Origin of the sequence: Streptomyces sp. NPDC013457 (assembly GCF_043089925.1) — a bacterium.
In the GTDB taxonomy this organism is placed as follows: domain Bacteria; phylum Actinomycetota; class Actinomycetes; order Streptomycetales; family Streptomycetaceae; genus Streptomyces.
In genome coordinates this window covers 94,357-117,228 of record NZ_JBICBL010000006.1, presented here as the reverse complement: position 1 = coordinate 117,228, position 22,872 = coordinate 94,357, and the positions used below count along the sequence as shown (strand labels likewise).

The window sequence follows — 22,872 nt, the reverse complement described above, 5'->3', positions numbered from 1 at the left end:
GGCCGAGCGGCAGCACCGTCCGTGAATCAGACCGAGAGGAACATCTCGAAATGGACATGTTGTGGAGCGGCTGGGGCGACCCGGCCAAGGCGGCCCCCCTGCCCGAAGCGGTGACCGGCCTGCTGCGCGACCTGCTCGGCGTCACCCCCCGGGAGAGCGGACCGTCGACCCTCGACGAGATCGAGCTCCCCGCGCCGGTCCTGACCGACGAGGCGCGCACCGCGCTGCGGTCGGCGCTGGCGGCCGAGGACGCGCTGCGCGACGACGCCGAGAGCCGGATCCGGCACACCCGCGGCAAGTCCACCCCCGACCTGCTCCGCATCCGCGCCGGCGAGGTCGAGGACATCCCGGCCGCCGTGGTCCTCCCCGCCGACCACGACGAGGTGCTCGCCGTGCTGCGCGCCTGTGCCGCCCACGGCCTCCCCGTCGTCCCCTTCGGCGGTGGCACCTCCGTCGTCGGCGGCCTCAGGCCCGAGACGAAGCGGCCGTTCGTCGCCCTCGACCTGCGCCGCCTCGACCAGCTGCTGGCCGTCGACGAGGTGTCCCGTACCGCGACGCTCCAGCCGGGCCTGCGCGGACCCCGCGTCGAGGCGCTGCTGAACGAGAAGGGCTGGACCCTCGGCCACTTCCCCCAGTCGTTCGAGTGGGCGTCCGTCGGCGGCTTCGCCGCGGCCCGTTCCAGCGGCCAGGCCTCCGCCGGCTACGGACGCTTCGACGAGATGGTCCTCGCCCTCATCGTCGCCACCCCCGAAGGCACGCTGGAAACCGGACGCGCCCCGCGCTCGGCCGCCGGCCCCGACCTGCGCCAGCTGATCCTCGGCTCCGAAGGAGCCCTCGGAGTCATCACGGCCGTCACCGTGCGGATCCGTCCCCTGCCGCAGAAGCGTGTCTACGAGGGCTGGCGCTTCGCCTCCTTCGAGGCCGGGTCCGCCGCCCTGCGCCGGCTCGCGCAGGACGGCCCGCGCCCCACCGTGCTGCGGCTCTCGGACGAGACCGAGACCTTCATCGGACTCGCCCAGCCGGACGCGATCGGCGCCGCCGACACCCCGGCCGGCTCCGGCTGCATGGCGATCACCGGCTACGAGGGCACCGAGGAGGAGACGGCCGCCCGGCGCGCCGCCGCCCGCGAGATCCTGCTGGCCTGCGGCGGCGAGTACGTCGGCGAGGAACCGGGTGACCGGTGGGAGCACGGCCGCTACAACGCGCCGTACCTGCGCGACGCCCTGCTCGACGCCGGCGCCTTCGCCGAGACGCTGGAGACCGCGGGCTTCTGGTCCACGCTGCCCCAGCTGTACACGGCGGTACGCGAGGCACTCACGAGCTCCCTCACCGAGGCCGGAACCCCGCCGCTCGTCATGTGCCACATCTCGCACACCTACGAGAACGGCGCCTCGCTGTACTTCACCGTCGTCTCGGCGCAGGGAGAGGACGCGGTCGCCCACTGGGCCCCCGTGAAGCGTGCTGCCAACGACGCGATCCTCGCGGCGGGCGGCACCATCAGCCACCACCACGGCGTCGGCACCGACCACCGCGACTGGTACGCCCGCGAGATCGGCCCGCTGGGAGTGCGCATGCTGCAGGCGGTCAAGGCGGAGGTCGACCCGTCGGGCGTGCTCAGCCCCGGGGTGCTCATCCCCGTCCGCTGACCGTCTCCTCGACCGACCCCTTCTCCCGTCCGGAGGCCTGATCCATGCGACAGTTCACCGCCGTCGTCAACCCCACCGCAGGGGGTTCCAGCGGGACAGCGGCCCTGCTCCCGCTGGCCCGGCTGCTGCGTGAAGCGGGCGCGCGGCTCGACACCGTGTACAGCCGCAGCCTGGAACACGCGCAGGAACTCGCCCGCCGGGCGGGAGCACAGGGCCAGGTCGTGCTCGCGGTGGGCGGTGACGGGATGGCCGGGTGCGTCGGCGGCGCGCTCAGCGGTACGGACACGGTCTTCGGCCTGGTCCCCGCGGGCCGCGGCAACGACTTCGCCCGGGCGCTGGGGCTTCCCACCGACGCCCCGGGGCTCGCACGGGTGCTGCTCGACGGCGCACCGCGCGCGGTCGACACGATCGAGGTGGAGTCCGCGACGCACGCGCGGATCTCCGTCCTCGGCAGCGTGTACGCGGGCGTCGACGCGGTCGCCAACAGCCACGCCAACGCCTCGCGTCTGCTGCGCGGTGCCGCGTCGTACTACGCGGGCGGCCTGCGGGCCGTGCTCGCCTGGCGAACGGCCACGTACCGGATCACCGTCGACGGGGTGCCGCACGAACGCTCCGGCTACACCGTGGTCGCGGCGAACTCCGGCTTCTACGGCTTCGGCCGGAACGTCGCGCCCGGCGCCAGCGTCGACGACGGGCTGCTGGACGTCGTGGTGATCGGTGACGCGCCCAAGCGGCACTTCTTCGCGACGATGAACGAGCTCAAGACCGGGGCGCACGTGAACCGCCCCCAGGTGGAGATCCTGCGCGGCAGGGAGATCCGCATCGAGGCGGACCGTCCGCTCCCGTACGGCGCCGACGGCGAGGTCGACGCGACCCTGCCGGTGACGGTGCGGGTGCAGCCGGGGGCGCTCAACGTCCTGGTCTGACCTCTCCGCCCTTCTGACCCCCCACGGGACGGAAGGGCCGCGTCCCGGCCGTCCCAGACCCACGGCCGGGACGCGGTACCCCGTCCTCTTCGTACGACCACGGGCCGCCCGCCCACACAGCGGGCGGCCCGTCCTCGTGTCGCCGGGCACCCACCCCGCCACGAACGGCGACAAACCCGCAGGTTAGAGTCATGGACGGTCGCGCCGCCGCACCAGGGCGATGCGCAGGGCCGGGCCGGCTGTCGATCACAGAGCCCCAGGACGTCCTCGCGTCCGCCGTACCGCCACCGCCCCGACCGGCCCCCGGCCGCCTGCCACGGAAACAGCAACAGATGACCACCGACGCCCCCTCGCGTCCCCAGCCCGCCCGTGCCCCCGTCGACGCTCCCCGCCGAGAAGGCCCCGCCCGCTTCACCGGCCGCGCGCCGGCCAGGCCCACTCCGCTGGCCGCGTTCCACAGCGTGAGCGCCGCGACGGCCGTTCTGCTGACCCTGGTCGCGATCGGCGCGGTCATCCACGAGCCGGTGCTGATACCTCCGCTGGCCGCCAGCGCCGCGCTGGTGCACGCCGCGCCGACGCTGCCCCTGGCCCAGCCCCGCAGTGTCGTGGTCGGCCACCTCCTCGGCGCCGCCACGGGGTACGCCGCCCTCGCCGTCGGGGGCAGCAACGCGTGGACCGCCGCCGTCGCCGCCGGCCTCACCCTGGCGCTGACCACCTTCGCGCGAACGCCCCACTCCGCCGCCTGCGCGACGGCCGTCGTCATCGTGCTCCAGACACCCGCGCCCGCCCGCTTCGTCCCGCTTCTCTTCGGTGCGACGGTCCTGCTCGTACTGACGGGGTACGCCGGCTCCCGCATCCGCCGCACCTCACCGAGGTACCCCGCCTACTGGTGGTGACCCGCTCCCGGTCCGCCCGGGGCTCAGGCCCATGTCTGGGAGTAGTAGTCCTGGTAGTTGCGCCTGCCCTGCCTGGCCTCGATCCAGCGGCTGATCAACAGCAGGACGAGACTCGCCCCGACGACGCCGAGGCCCGGCGCCACACCCCCCAGCGGGCCGAAGTCGTCCGCGATCCCGGAGACGGTGCCCGGGCCCGAACCGCCCCCCGTGCCGCCCGCCGCCGGTGGCGCTCCGGGAGGGCCCGCCTGGGCGTCGGCCGACGAGGTGGGCCGCGGCGAGGGGGAGTCCGTGGTGGAGCCGTCGGAGGGGGCCCCGGACGTGGGGGAGGGCAGGCCGGGACTCGGCTGCCGGCCGGGGTCGGTGTCCCGGTCGACCAGCCTCACCCCGAGCGTCTGCATCGCCTTCAGCGCGGGCTGGAAGTAGGTGATGCCGCCCCGCGCGCAGTTGCCGTTGCCGCCGGAGGTCACGCCGAGGGCGAGCCCCCGGGAGAACAGGGGGCCGCCGCTGTCGCCGCGTTCCGCGCAGACCGTGGTCTCGATCAGCCCGGTGACGGTGCCCTCGGGATAGTTGACGGTCGCGTCCAGAGCGGTGATCCGGCCGGTGCGCAGCCCGGTGGTGCTGCCGCTGCGGAAGACCTGCTGGCCGACGACCGGCTCGGCCGCACCGATGATCCGTATGCCCTGCCGCCCGCCGAGCGTCACCATGTCGGCGCCGTCGAGCGACGCGCCGTCCTCGTACCGTACGAGGGCGAAGTCCCCGCCCGGGAAGTCGGCGGTGACGGTGGTCCCGAGCGGGCGCGAGTCGTCCGGGTTCCGGAACCACGTCGTTCCGGCGCCGCCGCAGTGTCCGGCGGTCAGGATGAAGACGTCACGTCCGTCGGTGACGTTGAAGCCGACCGAGCACCGGCCGCCGTCGTTGAAGATGGGGGCCGCCGCGCTCACCCGGGTGGTGAACCTGCCCTCCGTGCGTTCCATCCGCACGACGTCCCCCATGCTCCCGGCCACCCCGGAGAGCCGCGACCAGTCGCCGGCGGAGACGGTGCTGTCGGCCCGGACGACGATCCGGTTGGAGGAGTAGTCCGTCACCCACGCGGTGCCCGGAACCCGGGGCTGCGCCGCGAGGGTCTCGGTCGCGGCGCGCAGGCGGTCCATGCTGTGGCGGACCAGCTTCGGCGCCACGCCCGCCCGCCTGGCCTCGGCCGCCGCGGCGGCGTCCGTCACCCCGACCACCGTCCGGCCGTCCGCGCCGGTCCAGCTGCCGGCGGTACGGGTGTCGCCGAGCCGGGTCACGATCTCCGCCGCCGCCCGTGCCGGATCACCTCCCGCCCTGAGTGTCCCGACCGTGCCCGTGCCCGCTCCTGACGGTTCGCCGGCCACCGCGTACGTGACCATCAGCGAACCGCAGACCAGCCCGCCTGCGGCGGCGAGCCGCATCACCCGCCTCACGCCCCGTCGTGCGTGCCTCATCCCGCTCCCTCGTCGTGCCGCCGCGCCGCTTCGACCACCTGAGGCCCCGCCGACCGGGACCCGCCCGTCAGTACGTGCGGGAGGCGGCGCGTGTTCAGCCCGAGTCGCATCTGCCCTTCCCGGCAACGGAGTTCGCCGCGATTCGGGGCTCGCGGCTCGCGACTCGGGACACGCGGTGGCCGATGAGCTGCCTGCGGCGTGACACACGTACTCAGCCCTGGGTCCGGGGACATGTGCGCGGATGAGTACGGGCGCTCAGGTCCGCCGCGGTGCCGTGGTCCGACGATGAGGGCCTGCACCCGCGACCGTCAGTCAGGAAGGCCCCGCATGCTCAGCCGCCTCGCCTCCGCAGTCGTCCCCCTCCTGGGACGGCTGGCCGTCACGGCCGACATCCCGCGGGTACCCGAGGGCGGCGCCGTGATCGTCGCCAACCACACCAGCCTCGCCGACCCGCTCGTGGTCCTCGCGGCCCTGCGCCGTATGGGCATCGAGCCCGTCGTGCTCTGCGCGGCCGGCCTCTGGCGCATTCCGCTCCTGGGCCGCGCCCTGACCCGCGAGGGGTACGTCCCGGTGCGCCGTGGGACCGCGCGGGCCGCCGAGGCACTGGCCGAAGCGGAGGCCGCGCTGCGCGCCGGACGCCACGTCCTGGTCTACGGCGAGGGGTGCATCCCGGACCGCCCGGACTCGGCGGACGCGCCGCCGCAGGCCTTCCGCAGCGGGCCCGCCCGGCTGGCAGCGGCCGCCGGGGTCCCGCTGGTCCCCCTCGGCCAGGCCGGTGCCCGCCGTATCACCTCGGGCGGCGCCACCAAGCAGCTGGCCGGACTGCTGACCGCGCCGCTGCGCAGGCCGCGCCTGCACGTCCACATCGGGACGCCACCGCGACTGCCCGCCGACACGGCCGCCGCGACCCACACGGCACGCCGGTCCGTGACGCACGCGTGGAGCACGGCCGCACACCGCTGCGCGGCCGGCCGCTCACGACGGCTCGGCCGAGGGCGGGCCGGCCGGGGGCGGGCCGTCACGATCGGCGTGCCGGACAACTCGGCCGCGCACGGAGCTACTCGGCACGGTGCATGACCGGCCATACTCGGGGCGGCGGGAGTGACGGCGGAGGGGCCACGGCATGGGCGGCGACGAAGCGGGCCCGGTCCACGAGCTGTTCGCCCTCGGCAGGCTGATCCTCACCGAGCCGAAGCGGCCGGTCCTGCGCCGCTATCACGGTCCCAGGATGCACGTGGCGGCCGAGGACGGCACGGTCCTGGCACACCTGCACGAGCGCGGAACCTTCGCGTACGTCCTCCAGGACCTCGCAGGCCGGTCCGTGCTGGGTGTCGACCTCGTCTCCCAGGGGGTGATCGCCCGGCCGCGCTTCCGGCTGACCGACGGTGACGGCCTGCCCCTCGGTGAGGCCCGTGCGCCGGGCCGGGTCAACCGCACACGTCTGCTCGACATACGGACCGGGAGCGGCGCCTTGCGGCTCACCCGCACCGCGGTGATGGGCCGGACCTGGCTCGTCCAGGACCATCTCGACCGCGCGGTGGGCCGGGTGACGGTCTCGACATGGCGCTCGATGGACGGTCTGCAGCGGTACGAGGTCGAACCGGACCCGCGGGCCGAGAGTGAGCAGCGGCGTCTCCTGGTGGCCGCGACCGTCTGTCTTCAGGTGATCCGGCGCTGGTCGTCCGCCCCTTACGGCACGGCAGCCTGACGCACCCTCATCAGAGGACTCGGGGTGTCTCGGGGGCTCACGGAAACAATCCGATCCGCGCGTCTATCGCGAGGACGTCGATCACTGCTACAAGAGTGACGCTTCAACAACTCCTGCCCGCGCACCGTCCTATGGAGCTGTTTGTCATGTACGCATCCAGGCTGAGACGGGTTCTGCCCGCGCTCCTCGCCATGGCCGCCGCCGCCCTCGGCCTCGCCCAGCCCGCCTCCGCCGCCACGGCGGCAGGGGAGCGCTACGTCGCCGTCGGCGACTCCTACTCCTCGGGAGTGGGCGCCGGCAGCTACCTGTCCGACAGCGGCAGCTGCCAGCGCAGCAGCAAGGCCTATCCGTCCCTGTGGGCGGCGGCCAACGCGCCCGCCTCGTTCTCCTTCACCGCCTGTTCGGGAGCGACCACCAGTACGGTCAAGAACAGCCAGCTGACCCCGCTCAACAGCTCCACCACGCTGGTCAGCGTCACCGCCGGCGGCAACGACGTCGGGTTCGCGAACATCATGCAGACCTGCGTCCTGCAGAGCGAGGCGACCTGCGTCAACGCGGTGAACTCCGCGATCTCGCAGATCGACAACACCCTGCCCGGCAGCCTTTCGTCCCTCTACGCGTCCATCCGCAGCAGGGCCCCGCAGGCTCACGTCGTCGTGCTCGGCTATCCGCGGTTCTACCAGCTCAGCGGCAGCTGCATCGCCGGGCTGAGCGAGACCGAGCGTGCGGCGATCAACCGGGGCGGTGACGCCCTCAACGGCATGCTCGCCAAGCAGGCCGCCAACGCGGGATTCACGTACTCGAGCGTCGTGGACGAGTTCACCGGCCACGAGATCTGCTCGGGCAACGCCTGGCTGCACAGCCTCACGGTGCCCGTCTCCAACAGCTACCACCCCACGGCCACGGGCCAGTCCGGCGGCTACCTCCCGGCGTTCCGCTCGGCCGCCTGACCTTCCTGCCCGGGCGTTCCCGGGCCGTGTTCCAAGGTCTCCCACGCCCAGGAGTCGACGCGGGTAGACCCTCCGGTCCACCAGCTCGACCGGCTCGACCGGCTCGAAAGGCTCCACGCTTCCGTCCGCCGCAATCCGCACCAGGAGGAAAGCTCATGAAGCATCCACAGGCCCCGAACACCTCTCGGGCCGCCGACACGGCCACGAGCCGGACACCGGGAACCGCGCTCCGCGCGGTCCTCACCGCCCTCGCGCTCGTGCTCGGCGCGTTCCTCGCTCCCGGCGTGGGCGTCATCGGCGGTGCGACCGACGCGCACGCGGCGACCAAGATCAGCCACGCCACGGCCACCTCGATGTTCCGCAGTTCCGGGATCACCTGGTCCTCGTCCGGCGGCTGCTCCGACCGGAACAACCCCACCTGCACCTCCTTCGAACAGCTCAACCTCGCCACCGCCCAAGGCGCCCAGACCCTCAGGAGTGCGAGCGGCTGCGCCCTGAACATCACCGGCGGCACCGAGACCGGCCACGCCTCCGGCACGTACTCGCACTGGAACGGCTACAAGCTCGACTTCTCCAAGGCCACCTGCGTCACGAACTACGTGAAGAACACGTTCACCTACATCGGTGTGCGCGGTGACGGCGCTCCGCAGTGGAGGTCCGGTGCCGGCAACGTCTACGCCGACGAGGGCAACCACTGGGACGTGACCTTCTACAACTGCGGCGGCTGCTGACCCGGCGACCACTCCGTGACGGAGCGTCCGGGCGACCCGCCCGGACGCTCCGGCGGGGCTCCGACGCGGGCGGGCGGCCGGGACCACCGGCGCGCCCCGTCGGGGCGGGTCCCGCGACGACGGGCTCCGAGCGGCGACGATGGCCGGCATGACCACTCAGCATCCCGCGGAGCGGGGCGGTGACGGGCGCGACTGGTTCGCCGCCTACGCCGAGCGGGCGTCGAACGTCACCAGCTCGCCGCTGTTCTACGTCCTGTGCGTGTTCCTGTTCCTCGGCATGATCGCCGTGCACTTCGCGCACCTGCCCGTGCCGTGGCTGATCTTCGCGGGGCATCTCATGACGGCCGTCAACCTCCTCCTGCTCACTCTGCTGAAGAACACCGAACGCCGTGACACACACGCCATCCAGGCCAAGTTGGACGCCATCGCGGCGGCGCTGCTGGAGCAGCGTGAGGGTGACAGCAGGGAAGCGGCGGACGAGCTCCGGCAGACCATCCGCATGGAGAGGGGTCAGTGACGGGACCGCCGCCCGGACGTTCGCGGGAGTGGGACAAACCCTGCCCAGGCAGGGCCGCGGCGTGAAGAACCTGTGAACGCAAGCGAGTTGTCGCGTGTGCGTCTGCAATGGGCTCTTGTGTGCGACTGCGACGCATCGGAATAGTGCGGCGGGTCATCCTCCGTACCCGGACACCCCTCATCGTCCGGGCACGGCCCCCACAGGAGGTCAATTTTGAAGCACCGTCGCATAGCCAGGCGAAAGACCGTCGTGGCGGGTGGCGCGGTCGCCGCCCTCGTCGTCGCCGGTATCACGTTCCAGAGTGCGAACGCCAGTGACAGCACCGAGCAGCTCTCGGTCAAGACGCTGACCGCGCCGGCCGCCGGAACGCTCGCCCTCTCCCTCAAGGTGGACCTCGGCACGGCCGAGGCCGGCGCCTACTACGACGCCGCCACCAAGGCGCTCGTCGTCAACGTGGTGTCCGAGGACGCCGCCCGGACCGTTCGCGAGGCGGGCGCCAAGCCCCGCATCGTCGAGAACACCCTGGCCGAACTGACCGACGCGCGGGAGACCCTGACCGACAAGGCGACCATCCCGGGCACCTCCTGGGCCACGGACCCGGTCACCAACAAGGTGGTCGTCACGGCCGACCGCACCGTCTCGGGCGCCGAGCTCACCACGCTGCAGCAGGTCGTCAAGGGCCTCGGGGGCAAGGCCGAACTCAAGCGCACCGCCGGTGAGTTCAAGCCCTTCATCTCCGGCGGCGACGCGATCCACTCCGGCGGGGGCCGCTGCTCCCTCGGCTTCAACGTGGTGAAGGACGGCGAGCCCCACTTCATCACCGCCGGACACTGCGGCGAGACCGGCAGCGAATGGTCCGACTCGGCCGGTGGCGCCGCGATCGGCTCGATGGTCGACTCCCAGTTCCCGGGCAACGACTTCGCGCTGGTGAAGTACAGCGGCGACACCCCGCACCCCAGCGAGGTCGACCTCTACAACGGCAGCGCCCAGCCCATCACCAAGGCGGGCGACGCCACGGTCGGCATGCAGGTGCAGCGCAGCGGCTCGACCACCCAGGTCCACGACGGTCAGGTCACCGGCCTCGACGCGACCGTGAACTACGGCAACGGCGACATCGTCGAGGGCCTCATCCAGACGTCGGTCTGCGCCGAGCCCGGCGACAGCGGCGGCTCGCTCTTCGCCGGCGACACCGCGATCGGCCTCACCTCGGGTGGCAGTGGCGACTGCTCCTCGGGCGGGGAGACGTTCTTCCAGCCCGTGACCGAGGCGCTGTCGACCTTCGGCGCCGAGATCGGCTGACCCGCGGGATCGACCGTCGCGGCGGGCCCGCCTCCCGATGGAGGCGGGCCCGCCGTCGTGGTCGGGGTGCCCGGAGACGTCAGTAGGCGTGTCCCACATGTGCGAGGGCCTGCTTCAGCAGCACCCCGTGGCCGCCCGGCATCTCACCCTGCACAGCAGGGGAGGCCGCCTCCTGCGGGCTGAACCACACCAGATCCAGCGCGTCCTGGCGCGGGCGGCAGTCACCCGCCACCGGCACGATGTACGCGAGGGACACCGCGTGCTGACGCGGATCGTGGAACGGGGTGATGCCCGCCGTGGGGAAGTACTCGGCGACCGTGAAGGGCTGGAGCGAGGCGGGAACGCGGGGCAGGGCCACCGGGCCGAGGTCCTTCTCCAGATGGCGCAGCAGCGCGTCACGGACCCGCTCGTGGTGCATGACACGCCCGGAGACCAGCGTACGGCTGATCGTCCCCTCCGCACCCATCCGCAGAAGCACTCCGATGCTGGTCACTTCGCCGCTGTCGTCCACCCGCACGGGCACGGCCTCGACGTACAGGATGGGCATCCGGGCCCTGGCGACATCAAGCTCGTCCGTCGTCAGCCAGCCGGGCGTGGTCTCGGTCATGTCAGACATCGCTTGATCATACTTTCCAGGTCGGCCTTCGGCCCAGATCGCGTGTCTGCCAGGCGGGTGGGAACGCGGGCGGACGACGGCATGCGGGGCGGGGCGGACCCCGGGGGAGCGCCCCGCCCGGCGAGAGTCGTCAGGGCACCAGGTACGGCGCCCCGACGATCCAACCGCCGCGCACCGGCTCCGGCCACTCCTCGTCGGTCAGCCGGACCTCGTCGCCCTCGGTCACGGTGCCGGCGGAGGCCACCCAGCAGTCCAGCGCGAACGTCCCGTCGTACAACCGGTGGATGTCGCGCAGCACGTCGTGGTTCCGCTCGCCCGTGTCAGGGTCGACCGTCGTCATGACGCAGCGGGACCGCAGCTTGAGGACGCCGATGACGGCGCCCCCGATGCGCAGCGTACGGCCAGGCCAGTCGCGTTCGGCGAGCCCGGGTACGCCGCCGATCACCAGATTGGAACGGAGCCGCCGCGGGTCGTGGCCGAGAGCCTGCGCCGCCCCGTCGGTGATGACGGTCAGGTTGAGGACGTCGAACCTCTCCCGGCCGGTGTAGTGCACCGCCTCCGCGTCGGGGCCGGCCGCGCCCCGGATCAGCGCCGCCGCCTCCGGGCCGTCCCACGGATGCCCGTCGACGAGCACGCCGCCGTCGTCCGACGTCGTCGCCGACAGACCGAGCAGCCGGGAGCGCACCCGGGCGGTCAGCAGACCGCGGGAGTCGCGCACGTGGATGTGCCGGTCACCGGTCAGACCGTTGTCGGTGAGCTCGACGCTCTTCAGCCGCTCCCCGCGCATGGACTTGACGGGGAATCGCCAGACTTCTCGAAGGTGCACGTGAATCTCTCTCGGGTCCCGGACCGGCGCTGTCAGACGGCATTCTCGTGCCGCCGGCCCCGGGGCTCCAGTACCTCCCGGGACACCCGTGGCCGACTTCCCGCCATACGTACCCGGCCCGCCGCCGGACCGGCCCGCGGTGAGACAGGCCCGGCGTTCGCGCCGTATATGCATGTGGAGTCGCGCTGTTGCCCGCGGGCGCGGAACGAACGTCCTCCAGGTCGAGTGACCTACATCACGTCACGGAGGCGCCGTTTCCCGTTATCGGCCGGCCGCGCCGGCATCTCCCATGTGCCGACATCTTCAACAGGCAGGACAGACAGCGTGAATCAGGGCATAGGTACGGAGCAGGGGCACCATACGGAGCTGGTCAGGGCGGCGCAGTACGGCGACGCCTGGGCACGGGACCACTTGGTCGCCACCCATCTGCCCCTGGTCTACAACATCGTCGGGCGCGCGCTGAACGGACACCAGGACGTCGACGCCCTCGCACACGAGACGATGCTGCGGGCCCTCGACGGGCTGGCCGGCCTTCGGGACCTGGACGCCTTCCGCCCCTGGCTGGTGGCCATCGCCGTGGACGGCGTCCGCAGGCACATGCAGCACAGCCGGCTCCTCGGCGACGCGGCCGCACTCGCCGCCCCCGGCCCGGACTTCGCGGACGCGACCGTGGGACACCTCTACCTGACCGGTCAGCAGCGCGAGGCCGCGGAGGCGGCCCGCTGGATCGAGCCCGAGGACGCCGACCTGCTGGCGCTGTGGTGGCTGGAGTGCACCGGAGAGCTGAGCCGGTACGAGGTCGCCGCGGCCCTCCAGTGGTCCGTCGAGAACACGGCCGTACGGGTGGAGGGAATGCGGGCCCGGCTCGACGCGGCACGGGTCGTCGTCGGCGCACTCGCGACGAACCCGCTCTGCCCCGCCCTGGGGTACGAGGCGGGGACCTGGGACGGCCGCCCCTCCGCCCCCTGGCGCGAGCACCTGGCCAGGCACGCAGGCGGCTGCGTGCAGTGCGCCGCCCGCTGGCGCGGCCTCGTGCCGACGGAGACGCTGCTGGCCGGACTGCCCCTGGTCCCCCCGCCGACGAAGCTGCTCATGGGGCTGACGGCCGCCGAGAACCCGAAGACGACCTCGTACGCGCAGACGGCGTACGCCTCCCCGGCACCGGACCCGTTCGACGACGGAGCGGGCAGCCACGATCCGGCCGCCGACCTGGACGAGGCCGACCAGACCCAGCTCATCGGTCACGTCGACCTCACCCCGCCGTACGCACCGGGCGTGCCGCAGGACGCGCACGCGGCGTGGACCGGCGGGCCCGGCCCGCGGGCGGCCCGGAACGCGCGCCGTCGCCGCCGGCAGGAGCGCGAACGCAGCCGCCGCAAGGTCGCCGTCACCGCGGGGATGGCCGTCGTGGCCCTCACCGGCGGATCCTTCTACCTGAGCGGAGGACGCGGGGGAGAGGGCGAACTCCTCGAAGCGAACCGCGCGGCCGCCCCGGCCCCGGACCTGCCGCTCGCGCAGGAGCCCAACGGCCTCTCCGCCACCCCCTCGACGGCATCGGCATCGGCATCGGCCTCCGCCTCGACGTCGGCATCGCCCAGCGCCAGGGCCACCACCGCATCGCCCCGCCCCAAGAGCACCGCCACTTCCGAACCGACCAGGACGGCCGCCCCCCGCACCTCGTCGCCCAAGCCCAAGACCACGCGGCCCGGCAGCGATTCCGGCAAGGGCTCGGACAGCGGGACAGGTGCGGGCAAGCAGGGCGGCTCCGGTTCGGACTCGGTCGCCGACCAGGTGATCAGCCTCGTCAACGCCGAGCGTGCGAAGGCGGGATGCGGGCCGCTCTCGGCGAACGCGACCCTGACCAGGGCGGCCCAGGGCCACTCCGACGACATGGCGGCGCGCGACTACTTCGACCACACCAACCCCGACGGCGACGGACCCGGCGAACGCGTCACGGCCGCCGGGTACCCCTGGTCGACCTACGGCGAGAACATCGCCATGGGCCAGAGCACCCCGGAGCAGGTCATGAACTCCTGGATGAACAGCCCCGGCCACCGCGCGAACATCCTCAACTGCGACTTCAAGGAGATCGGCATCGGCGTCCACGACGAAGGCGGCCCGTACTGGACCCAGGTCTTCGGCGCCCGCCGAGGCTGACGCCCGCGAGGCAGGGCCGGCCACCCTGGGTGGCCGGCCGCCCACCTCCCTTTCGTCATGCCAGGTGTCAGAGACCGGTGCGAGGATGGCCGGGCGCCCCGGGAGACGCCCGGGCGAGGACTGGCAGAGTTCGAGCGGTCGGAGGCGGCATGGCCAAGGAATTCCAAGTGACGTACGACTGCGGCGATCCAGGTGCGCTGGCGGCGTTCTGGGCCGAGGCGCTGGGGTACCGCCTCGCACCGCCGCCCGAGGGCTTCCCCGACTGGACGGCCGCCCTGACGGCGTGGGGCGTGCCGCCCGAGAACCACAACGACCGGTCGGCCATCACCGATCCGGACGGCCGGGGGCCGAGGGTGTTCTTCCAGAAGGTCCCCGAGGGCAAGACGGCGAAGAACCGCCTGCACCTGGACGTCCGTGCCGCGCCCGGACAGACCGGGGACGACCGGATGGCCACGCTGGAGAAGGAGGCCGCCAGGCTGGAGGCGCTGGGAGCCAAGCGGCAGTACCGGCTCGAGCCCGACGGCATCGACGAGGGGATCATCGTGATGGAGGACCCGGAGGGGAACGAGTTCTGCCTGGACTGAGGCAGGGCCCGCCGTGCGCCGCCAACTGCGGTCGGCGCACGGCCCCTTCGAGGTGACGTCGTATCCGTCGGGCGCCCCGCGCGCTGGGCCGATCACCGACCCGTACGACTCGAACGGACCTGCGGGCAGGCGGCTCCGACGCCGACCAGGCCTGCCCTCCGCCCTGGCCGGATCAGGGCGCCCGCTCTCTGCCGGGCGTCGAGCCGAGCGCTTGACCGCCAGGCCCTCCCGAGGACGCCAGGCGCGCGCGTGACCCTCCGCCCGTCGGCGAGCCGCACCCAAGACGTCTCCCTGCGACGCGTCACACCCCTGCCTCGCCCGTGTCCGGATGTCGTCCATTCCCGGGGTAAACACGGTGCCGAGCAAGATCACTGCATCTGGGTAACCATGCCCTCTCCCGGGGTGAGCCGGGCTTACCGGACGTTATTGTTCCACGGGATCTGGAGGAATTCCCGGTACGCCCCTCTTCCTCCGCTTCTCTCCCTACTTCCTCTCCGTCGTCCTTCTTTCACCGGTTGACGCGTGTGGACGCCGATCATCGCCTCGCGAAGGAGCGCTCGCCCGATGACTGTCGAGACCAGCCCGGAAGCGCAAGTAGAGCCGCCCCGGCCCTCCAGTCTGAGTACTGCGGCTGCCCGTAACCTCGCCACCACGACCAAGTCCGCCCCGCAGATGCAGGAGATCTCCTCTCGCTGGCTGCTGCGGATGCTCCCCTGGGTGGAGACCAAGGGCGGCGCCTACCGAGTCAACCGCCGGCTCAGCTACACCGTCGGTGACGGACGCATCGAGTTCGTCCAGGACGGTGCCGACGTCCGCGTGATCCCCCGCGAGCTCGGCGAACTCGCCCTGCTCCGCGGCTTCGACGACGTGGAGGTGCTGACCGAGATCGCCGGCCGGTGCGTCCAACGCGACTTCCGCGAAGGCGAGGTGCTCGTCGAGCGCGGAACCCCCGCCGAGCACATCCACCTGATCGCCCGCGGTCGCGTCACCCAGAGCGCCCTCGGCAAGTACGGCGACGAGGTCGCCGTGGCCGTCCTCGCCGACGGCGACCGGTTCGGGGACCACGCACTCCTCGACGGCGGCGGCCCCTGGGACAGCACCGCCGTCGCCGCCACCGCGGGCACGCTGCTCAGTCTGTCCCGGCGCGACTTCGACGCCGTGGTGGCCTCGGCGCCGCATCTCCACGCCCACATCCAGCAGTTCGGCTCGCTTCCCCGGCAGCGGCAGAACAAGCACGGCGAGGCCGAGATCGCGATGTCCGCCGGCCACGTCGGCGAAGCCCGGCTCCCCGGCGCCTTCGTGGACTACGAGCTCAAGCCCCGCGAGTACGAACTCTCCGTCGCCCAGACCGTCCTACGGGTGCACACCAGGGTCTCCGACCTCTTCAACGGGCCGATGAACCAGGCCAAGGAACAGCTCCGGCTCACCATCGAGGCGCTGCGCGAGCGCCAGGAGCACGAGCTGATCAACAACCGCGAGTTCGGCCTGCTCGCCAACGCCGACTTCAAGCAGCGCATCCAGACGCACTCGGGACCACCCACCCCGGACGACCTCGACGAGCTGCTCTGCCGCCGCCGCAGCACCAAGTTCTTCCTCGCCCACCCCAGGACGATCGCGGCCATCGGGCGTGAGCTCAACGCCTGCGGGCTCTACCCGGACACCGTCGAACTCCACGGGGAGCGCGTCCTCGCCTGGCGTGGGGTCCCGATCCTGCCCTGCAACAAGATCCCCATCAACGAGGACAACACCAGCTCGATCCTCGCCATGCGGACCGGGGAGGACAACCAGGGCGTCATCGGCCTCCACCAGACCGGGCTGCCCGAGGAGTTCGAGCCCGGCCTCTCGGTCCGCTTCATGGGCATCAGCGAGCAGGCCATCACCTCGTACCTGGTCACCACGTACTACTCCGCCGCCATCCTGGTGCCCAACGCGCTCGGCGTGCTGGAGAACGTACAGATCGCGCGCAGGCGCGACTAGGGCATGCACGACGGATTCAGGACGGCGCCGGGGTCGGCGCCAGGCCCACGAGACCCCGTGCACGGCGACTCGCCGCGCTGCCGGGGCGCTCGAATGGCGCGGCCCGCGGAGCGCACCGGCGGGGGCGCCGCTCACTGACCGGCCCGGGCGTCGCACTCCGCCCCGCGCCGGAACCCCTGAGCACGAGCCGGGCCGAGCCTGAAGCCGGAGTCCGAGCCAGAGCCAGAGCCAGCCAGAGCCAGAGGCCGAGCCTCGCTCCCGTTCCCGATCCCGACCCACGAGACACCCCTGGACGATCGTCCGGCGGCCGCGACGGCCCCGACGCACCCGGTCCGGGCGTGCGCGTCCGGAACCAGGGACTGCCCACCCACCTCACCAAGGAGCCACGGATGCCCGATCCCGGGCTTTCCCCGCTGCAGTCGAGCCTGCCCACCGCCGCGGCCCACTTCGGGGCCCACCTCCTCGCCACCACCCTCGCCTCCGCTCCTGCCACCGACACGCCTCACACCGCGGCGGACACCCCACCCGGGCCCGACACCGCGCCCGCGCCCGCTCTCCCCGGGCCGCCCGCCCCGCTCACCCTGCCGCGCCCCGCAGCGGCAGCAGCACCAGTGGCCGGGCCCACCACCGACGCCCCGACCGCCGCCGTGGCCGAAGCCGCGTCCGCCGCCGTCGCCGATCAGGCGGAGCCCGCCCTGGAGCGGGTCCTCCGCGGACCAAGCGGCCTGGGCACGGCAGGCCTGCACCTGACCCTGAGCGAGGAGGCCGCCCCGCCGGCGCCCGGCGCCCCGGCGGAGGGCACCCCCATCCCAGGCCTCTACTTCCACCCGGTGGCCGAGCCCGACCCCGTACGGGTCGAGGAGGTCAGCCGCAGGATCAAGTCCTGGGCGGTGGACGAGGTACAGGCGGTTCCCGAGGAGTGGGAGGACCAGTTCGACGGCTTCTCCGTCGGCCGCTACATGGTCGCCTGCCACCCGGACGCGCCCACCATCGACCATCTGATGCTCGCCACCCGGCTGATGGTCGCCGAGAACGCCGTCGACGACTGCTACTGCGAGGACCACGGCGGCTCACCCATCGGCCTGGGTGGCCGGCTGCTGCTCGCGCACACCGCCCTCGACCCGGTGCACACCACGAAGGAGTACGAGGGGGCCTGGGCCGACTCGCTCCACGCGGACGCCCCCCGGCGCGCGTACCGCTCCGCCATGGAGTACTTCCTCCAGCAGGCCACACCCTCCCAGGCGGACCGGTTCCGGCACGACATGGCCCGCCTTCACATGGGGTACCTCGCCGAGGCCGCGTGGTCCGAGACCGACCACGTCCCCGAGGTGTGGGAGTACCTGGCGATGCGCCAGTTCAACAACTTCCGTCCCTGCCCCACCATCACCGACGCCGTCGGCGGTTACGAGCTCCCCGCGGACCTGCACGCCCAGCCCGCCATGCAGCGGGTCATCGCGCTCGCCGGGAACGCGACCACGATCGTCAACGACCTCTACTCGTACACCAAGGAACTCGCCAGCCCCGGCCGGCACCTGAACCTGCCCGTGGTGATCGCCGAACGCGAGAACCTCTCCGAGCGTGACGCCTACCTCAAGGCCGTCGAGGTCCACAACGACCTCATGCACGCCTTCGAGGCGGAGGCCGCCGCCCTGGCGGCCGCCTGCCCCGTCCCGAACGTCCTGCGCTTCCTGCGCGGCGTCGCCGTGTGGGTCGACGGCAACCACTACTGGCACCAGACCAACACCTACCGCTACAGCCTGCCCGATTTCTGGTAAATACAAAGGAACCATCCATGACCACTGAGCTCACCACCACCTCCGTCTCCACCTCCGCCGGCTCTCCCTTCGTCCCCTCCCCGGCCTCCCCCTACCAGGGCGACATCGCCCGGTACTGGGACCACGAGGCCCGGCCCGTGAACCTCCGCCTCGGCGACGTCGACGGGCTCTACCACCACCACTACGGCATCGGTGACATCGACCACGCCGCCCTCGGCGACCCGGCCGACAGCGAGTACGAGAAGAAGCTGATCGCCGAACTCCACCGCCTGGAGTCGGCGCAGACCGACATCCTTCTGGACCACCTCGGCGCCATCGAGGGCGACGACACCCTCGTGGACGCCGGCTGCGGACGCGGCGGCTCCCTTGTCATGGCCCACCAGCGGTTCGGATGCAAGGTCGAAGGCGTGACCCTCTCCGCCAAGCAGGCCGATTTCGCCAACAACCGCGCCCACGAGCTCGGTATCGGCGACCACGTCCGCGCCCGGGTCTGCAACATGCTCGACATGCCCTTCGAGACCGGGCAGGCCGCGGCCTCCTGGAACAACGAGTCGAGCATGTACGTCGACCTGCACGACCTGTTCGCCGAGCACTCCCGCATCCTCGAGGTCGGTGGCCGCTACGTCACCATCACCGGCTGCTGGAACCCGCGGTACGGCCAGCCCTCGAAGTGGGTCTCCCAGATCAACGCCCACTTCGAGTGCAACATCCACTCGCGCCGCGAGTACCTGCGCGCCATGGCCGACAACCGCCTCGTCCCGCAGGCCGTCATCGACCTGACGCCGGAGACCCTGCCCTACTGGGAGCTGCGGGCCACGTCGTCGCTGGTCACCGGCATCGAGGAGGCGTTCATCAACTCGTACAAGGACGGTTCCTTCCAGTACGTCCTCATCGCCGCCGACCGCGTCTGACCCCACCGCCCCGAGGGGCCGGGCCCGCCGCCGACGCGGACCCGGCCCCTTCGGCGCGCGGCGGACCGGCCCCGGCGGTCAGCTCCGCGGCGCGGACTCCCCGACCGGGACGTCCTCGCTCCGACCCGCCGTGACCTGGGTTCCCGGGTGGGCGAGCGCGCACACGAAGGCGACGGCCAGCGCGATCGCCATGCCGTAGAAGACCCACTGGTTCGCCTCGGCGAAGTCCAGCCGGATCGCGTCGCCGGCCCCCTTGAGCGCCTGGGCGACCGGCCCGTCGCCGGACGGGCCCTTCCCGTCCGGGTGCCCGCTGACCGCCTCCGCGACCTGACGGGCCGTCGATCCGGCCTCGGCCGACGGCAGACCGCGCTCCTCCAGCGTGGAGGTGACCCGGTCCGTCGTGACGTGCGTCAGGACCGTACCGAAGACGGCCATGCCGATCGCGGCCGCGTAGTTGCGGATGGTCTGGGTGATCCCGGTGACCTCGCCGTACGAGGCGTCGATGGAGCGGTTGACGGCGTCCGTGGAGGCGGGGGCGAGAAGGAATCCGATGCCGGCGCCGGCCATGGCGGCGTACGGCCACTGGTCGTGCATCGACAGGTCGGTGAGCTTCTCCGCCCAGAGGTAGAAGCCCACCGCGCCGAGCGCACAGCCGATCTTCATCGCCGGCCGGGCGCCGCGCTTGTCCAGGATCTTGCCGCCCCACTGCGACGCGATGGCGAAACCGATGAAGAAGTACAGCAGGAACAGCGCGGCCTGGTTCGGTGAGGCGCTCAGCGACACCTGCGCGTACACGGAGGCGAAGAAGAACACCGGCACGAAGGCGAGCATGGCGAAGAACAGCACGAGGCTGTCGACGGTGAAGGCCCGGTCCCGGAAGACGTCGAAATTGATCAGCGGATGGCTGACACGCCGCTCGTAGCCGTAGAAGACCGCCAGGATCGCCAGGCCGCCGACGACGCACGCCCAGGTCGCCACGCTGCTCCAGCCCCAGGCGGCGGCCTGCTGGAAGCCCAGCACGCTCAGGCCCATACCGGCCGCCACCAGTACCGCACCGACGACGTCGAGCTGTTCGGCCCGGCGCTTCTCCGGGATCCGGGCCAGCACGGCGAGGACGATCGCGACGACGGCGACGGGCACGTTCACCCAGAAGATCGCCCGCCAGGTCCATTGCGTCAGCCAGCCGCCCAGAAGGGGTCCGACCGCCGTCAGGGCCCCCGACAGACCGAAGAAGAGAGCCAGGGCCCGCCCGCGCCGGCCGACGGGGAAGACGGCGACGACGACGGCCAGCGCCGCCGGGAACATCAGCGCCGCGCCCAGGCCCTGGGTGGCTCGGAAGAGGATGAGCCATGCCTGCGCGAAGCCGCCGGAGGGGACGCAGCCGCACAGCACCGAGGAGACGACGAAGACGACCGTGCCGATCAGCATGATGCGGCGGTGTCCGAAGAGATCGGAGAGCCGTCCGCCGAGCGCGAAGAACGCGGCGAGGGAGAGCAGATAGGCGTTGACCACCCATTGCATGCCCGAGGCCGAGAGGCCGAGCTGGTCGGTGATGGTCGGCGCCGCGATCGACACGATGGTCTGATCGATGAACGTCATGGACACCGCGAACAACATCGCCGTGAGAGCGAGTGTCTGGCGGGGCGCCCCTGCGCTGCTGTCGCGGGCCGTCTCGGGGGGTGGGGGAGTACCTGCCATGTTCGGATGATCACCCCGGACCCGCCCCGACGCATCCGGGCCCGAGCGCCCGCCGCCGCGGTCCACGGCGATCAGGGCGTTCTCGGGCCCCGCGCACGGCCGAGGGAGAGTCGCCCCCGTTCGGCCGTGCGGGTGTACGGATCCGCCCGGGTCAGAGGCCGAACTCCTCCGGGGACGCGGCCAGCTCACGGAAGTGCGCGCGCGGATCGGCGACGAGCTTGCGCGCCTTCAGATCCAGCAGACCGCCCACGCCGGTCACCTCGGCGGCCACGGTGCCGTCCACCTTGCGGATCGTCTGCTCGATGTGGAAGGTCTTGCCCTCGCCCCAGACGAAGGTGCAGGTGACCTCCACCTCGTCGCCGGCACGCAGCTCCCTCAGGTACCGCACCGTCACCTCCAGGGCCACCGGCCCCACACCCTTCTCCAGCAGGTCCTTCTGCCGGATGCCGCTCTTCTCCAGCAGCGACCAGCGCGCGTGCTCCGCGTACTGGAGGTAGACGGCCTGGTTCAGATGGCCCTGGGTGTCGGTCTCGTACCCGCGTACGACGACGGGTACGTAAAACGGATCTGCCACGGTGTGCCTCTCGGTGTTGTCGGGGTCTCAGAGGATGTGGATGCGCTCGAGCGCACCTTCGGCGTCACGGATCATCAGGTCGTGGCCCTTGGCGCGCTCGCTCTCGACGAAGCCCAGGAGCAGGATCGCCCGGTTGATGACGTCCGCCTTGCTGACCCCGCCGGCCGCGGCGAGTTCCGCGACGGCCGTCACGGCGGGCGGGCAGAGCGTCACGGAGAGCCGCTCGCTGTCGGGATGGGAGGGGAGCTGATTCACGGTCATGATGCCTTCCGGTTCGGATGCCGATCCACGCACCATGATACGGATCTGGTGCGGAAGTGCATCAGATTTACACCGCACTCGCACCGAGCCCGCACCGAGCCCGCACCGTGTGGCCCCCGGTGAGCGCCCCGCCCCGGAGGCGTGACCGCCGCGCTTCGTACGGAATTCGCCATCGAGGCAGCACGGCACACCATGAACGGGACCGAGAAGGGGAAGAATCGGCCGTATGACACAGCGGGTTCAGGGCGTGGTCGTCCTCGGCAGGAACGAGCCGGTACGGGTGGAGACGGTGCTGGTGCCGGATCCGGGGCCGGGTGAGGCAGTGGTCAAGGTGCAGGCCTGCGGGGTCTGTCACACGGATCTGCACTACAAACAGGGAGGCATCAACGACGACTTCCCGTTCCTTCTCGGCCATGAGGCCGCCGGGGTCGTCGAGTCGGTTGGCGAGGGCGTCACCGACGTCGCGCCCGGCGACTTCGTCGTCCTGAACTGGCGTGCGGTGTGCGGACGTTGCCGCGCATGCCAGCGGGGGCGCCCCTGGTACTGCTTCGACACCCACAACGCGCGGCAGAAGATGACGCTGGCCGACGGCACGGAACTCAGCCCCGCACTGGGGATCGGCGCGTTCGCGGAGAAGACCCTGGTCGCCGCCGGACAGTGCACCAGGGTCGACCCCGCCGTGTCGCCGGCCGTGGCGGGGCTCCTCGGCTGCGGCGTGATGGCGGGCATCGGCGCCGCGATGAACACCGGCGACGTCGGCCGCGGGGACACCGTCGCGGTCATCGGCTGCGGGGGTGTCGGGGACGCGGCGATCGTCGGAGCACGGCTGGCGGGCGCGGCCCGGATCATCGCCGTCGACATCGACGACCGCAAGCTCGAGACGGCGAGGACGATGGGCGCCACCCACACCGTCAACTCCCGTTCCTCCGATCCGGTCGCGTCGATCCGCGAGCTGACCGGCGGCTTCGGCGCGGACGTCGTCATCGAGGCGGTCGGCCGGCCCGAGACGTACGAGCAGGCCTTCTACGCCCGAGACCTCGCGGGGACCGTCGTCCTCGTCGGCGTCCCCACCCCGGACATGAAGCTCGAACTGCCCCTGCTCGACGTCTTCGGCCGCGGCGGAGCCCTGAAGTCGTCCTGGTACGGCGACTGCCTGCCCTCGCGCGACTTCCCGATGCTGATCGACCTCCATCAGCAGGGCCGTATCGACCTCGGGGCCTTCGTCACGGAGACGATCGGGCTCGACGACGTCGAGAAGGCCTTCGCCCGCATGCACGAGGGCGACGTCCTGCGCTCGGTGGTGGTCCTGTGAGCGGTGGCGACCTCGCCGCTCGTCCCGCCGCGTGAGAAGGCC

The 22,872-nt window shown here is 72.1% G+C and carries 21 protein-coding genes; 15 read left to right on the top strand and 6 right to left on the bottom strand.

What is annotated here, in order from left to right:
- The first annotated feature begins 50 nt into the window (after positions 1-50).
- From ACF1G2_RS17815 to ACF1G2_RS17805, 3 genes are all read left to right on the top strand, one after another.
- On the top strand, positions 51-1,646 hold the full coding sequence (locus tag ACF1G2_RS17815) for an FAD-binding oxidoreductase (protein ID WP_391799145.1): 1,596 nt from the start codon (positions 51-53) through the stop codon (positions 1,644-1,646).
- A 44-nt stretch (positions 1,647-1,690) separates the two neighbouring features.
- On the top strand, positions 1,691-2,572 hold the full coding sequence (locus tag ACF1G2_RS17810) for a diacylglycerol/lipid kinase family protein (protein ID WP_391799144.1): 882 nt from the start codon (positions 1,691-1,693) through the stop codon (positions 2,570-2,572).
- A 332-nt stretch (positions 2,573-2,904) separates the two neighbouring features.
- Positions 2,905-3,468, top strand: coding sequence for an HPP family protein (locus ACF1G2_RS17805; RefSeq protein WP_391799143.1), 564 nt, complete (start codon positions 2,905-2,907; stop codon positions 3,466-3,468).
- Between the two features lie 23 nt (positions 3,469-3,491).
- Here the strand turns inward: ACF1G2_RS17805 and ACF1G2_RS17800 are convergent, their stop codons facing one another.
- A complete protein-coding gene (locus tag ACF1G2_RS17800; protein ID WP_391799142.1) occupies positions 3,492-4,934 on the bottom strand; it encodes a S1 family peptidase in 1,443 nt (480 codons plus the stop codon).
- A 327-nt stretch (positions 4,935-5,261) separates the two neighbouring features.
- On the opposite strand from ACF1G2_RS17800, the gene ACF1G2_RS17795 reads away from it, so the two are divergent.
- From ACF1G2_RS17795 to ACF1G2_RS17770, 6 genes are all read left to right on the top strand, one after another.
- Positions 5,262-6,011 (top strand): lysophospholipid acyltransferase family protein, encoded by a 750-nt coding sequence (locus ACF1G2_RS17795; RefSeq protein WP_391799141.1) that lies wholly within the window; start codon positions 5,262-5,264, stop codon positions 6,009-6,011.
- A gap of 46 nt (positions 6,012-6,057) precedes the next feature.
- On the top strand, positions 6,058-6,642 hold the full coding sequence (locus ACF1G2_RS17790; RefSeq protein ID WP_391799140.1) for a hypothetical protein: 585 nt from the start codon (positions 6,058-6,060) through the stop codon (positions 6,640-6,642).
- 146 nt (positions 6,643-6,788) lie between these two features.
- Positions 6,789-7,592 carry an SGNH/GDSL hydrolase family protein gene (locus ACF1G2_RS17785; RefSeq protein WP_391799139.1) on the top strand — a complete coding sequence of 268 codons (804 nt, stop codon included), beginning with the start codon at positions 6,789-6,791 and terminating at the stop codon, positions 7,590-7,592.
- A 155-nt stretch (positions 7,593-7,747) separates the two neighbouring features.
- Complete coding sequence (locus ACF1G2_RS17780) at positions 7,748-8,323, top strand: hypothetical protein (RefSeq protein WP_391799138.1); 576 nt, start codon at positions 7,748-7,750, stop codon at positions 8,321-8,323.
- 148 nt (positions 8,324-8,471) lie between these two features.
- Positions 8,472-8,840, top strand: a complete 369-nt coding sequence (locus tag ACF1G2_RS17775; protein ID WP_391799137.1) for a hypothetical protein — start codon at positions 8,472-8,474, stop codon at positions 8,838-8,840.
- 213 nt (positions 8,841-9,053) lie between these two features.
- Positions 9,054-10,139, top strand: a complete 1,086-nt coding sequence (locus ACF1G2_RS17770) for a S1 family peptidase (RefSeq protein ID WP_391799136.1) — start codon at positions 9,054-9,056, stop codon at positions 10,137-10,139.
- Positions 10,140-10,218: 79 nt separating this feature from the next.
- Here ACF1G2_RS17770 and ACF1G2_RS17765 read toward each other — a convergent pair whose 3' ends face one another.
- Positions 10,219-10,746: an NUDIX hydrolase family protein gene (locus ACF1G2_RS17765; RefSeq protein WP_352192338.1), complete on the bottom strand. Its 528-nt coding sequence runs from the start codon at positions 10,744-10,746 to the stop codon at positions 10,219-10,221.
- A gap of 139 nt (positions 10,747-10,885) precedes the next feature.
- Positions 10,886-11,581 (bottom strand): MOSC domain-containing protein, encoded by a 696-nt coding sequence (locus ACF1G2_RS17760; RefSeq protein WP_391799135.1) that lies wholly within the window; start codon positions 11,579-11,581, stop codon positions 10,886-10,888.
- A 324-nt stretch (positions 11,582-11,905) separates the two neighbouring features.
- Between ACF1G2_RS17760 and ACF1G2_RS17755 the strand changes: the two genes are divergently transcribed.
- The 5 genes from ACF1G2_RS17755 to ACF1G2_RS17735 all read left to right on the top strand — a co-directional run bounded on the left by ACF1G2_RS17755 (position 11,906) and on the right by ACF1G2_RS17735 (position 18,985).
- A complete protein-coding gene (locus ACF1G2_RS17755; RefSeq protein ID WP_391799134.1) occupies positions 11,906-13,738 on the top strand; it encodes a CAP domain-containing protein in 1,833 nt (610 codons plus the stop codon).
- 149 nt (positions 13,739-13,887) lie between these two features.
- Entirely contained in the window at positions 13,888-14,322 is a 435-nt protein-coding gene (locus tag ACF1G2_RS17750) for a VOC family protein (RefSeq protein WP_391799133.1), read from the top strand.
- Between the two features lie 564 nt (positions 14,323-14,886).
- Positions 14,887-16,299 (top strand): family 2B encapsulin nanocompartment shell protein, encoded by a 1,413-nt coding sequence (locus tag ACF1G2_RS17745; RefSeq protein ID WP_391799132.1) that lies wholly within the window; start codon positions 14,887-14,889, stop codon positions 16,297-16,299.
- Between the two features lie 389 nt (positions 16,300-16,688).
- Entirely contained in the window at positions 16,689-18,074 is a 1,386-nt protein-coding gene (locus tag ACF1G2_RS17740) for a family 2 encapsulin nanocompartment cargo protein terpene cyclase (protein WP_391799131.1), read from the top strand.
- 17 nt (positions 18,075-18,091) lie between these two features.
- Positions 18,092-18,985 carry a geranyl diphosphate 2-C-methyltransferase gene (locus tag ACF1G2_RS17735; RefSeq protein ID WP_391799130.1) on the top strand — a complete coding sequence of 298 codons (894 nt, stop codon included), beginning with the start codon at positions 18,092-18,094 and terminating at the stop codon, positions 18,983-18,985.
- Positions 18,986-19,063: 78 nt separating this feature from the next.
- Here ACF1G2_RS17735 and ACF1G2_RS17730 read toward each other — a convergent pair whose 3' ends face one another.
- From ACF1G2_RS17730 to ACF1G2_RS17720, 3 genes are all read right to left on the bottom strand, one after another.
- The gene (locus ACF1G2_RS17730) at positions 19,064-20,683 is read right to left on the bottom strand and encodes an MFS transporter (RefSeq protein WP_391799129.1); all 1,620 of its coding nucleotides are present in this window, start codon (positions 20,681-20,683) and stop codon (positions 19,064-19,066) included.
- Between the two features lie 151 nt (positions 20,684-20,834).
- Complete coding sequence (locus tag ACF1G2_RS17725; protein ID WP_391799128.1) at positions 20,835-21,257, bottom strand: acyl-CoA thioesterase; 423 nt, start codon at positions 21,255-21,257, stop codon at positions 20,835-20,837.
- Between the two features lie 27 nt (positions 21,258-21,284).
- Positions 21,285-21,518: a hypothetical protein gene (locus tag ACF1G2_RS17720; protein ID WP_391799127.1), complete on the bottom strand. Its 234-nt coding sequence runs from the start codon at positions 21,516-21,518 to the stop codon at positions 21,285-21,287.
- 226 nt (positions 21,519-21,744) lie between these two features.
- Here ACF1G2_RS17720 and ACF1G2_RS17715 point away from each other — a divergent pair, with 226 nt between their 5' ends.
- On the top strand, positions 21,745-22,830 hold the full coding sequence (locus tag ACF1G2_RS17715) for an S-(hydroxymethyl)mycothiol dehydrogenase (RefSeq protein WP_391799126.1): 1,086 nt from the start codon (positions 21,745-21,747) through the stop codon (positions 22,828-22,830).
- The last annotated feature ends 42 nt before the right edge of the window (positions 22,831-22,872 follow it).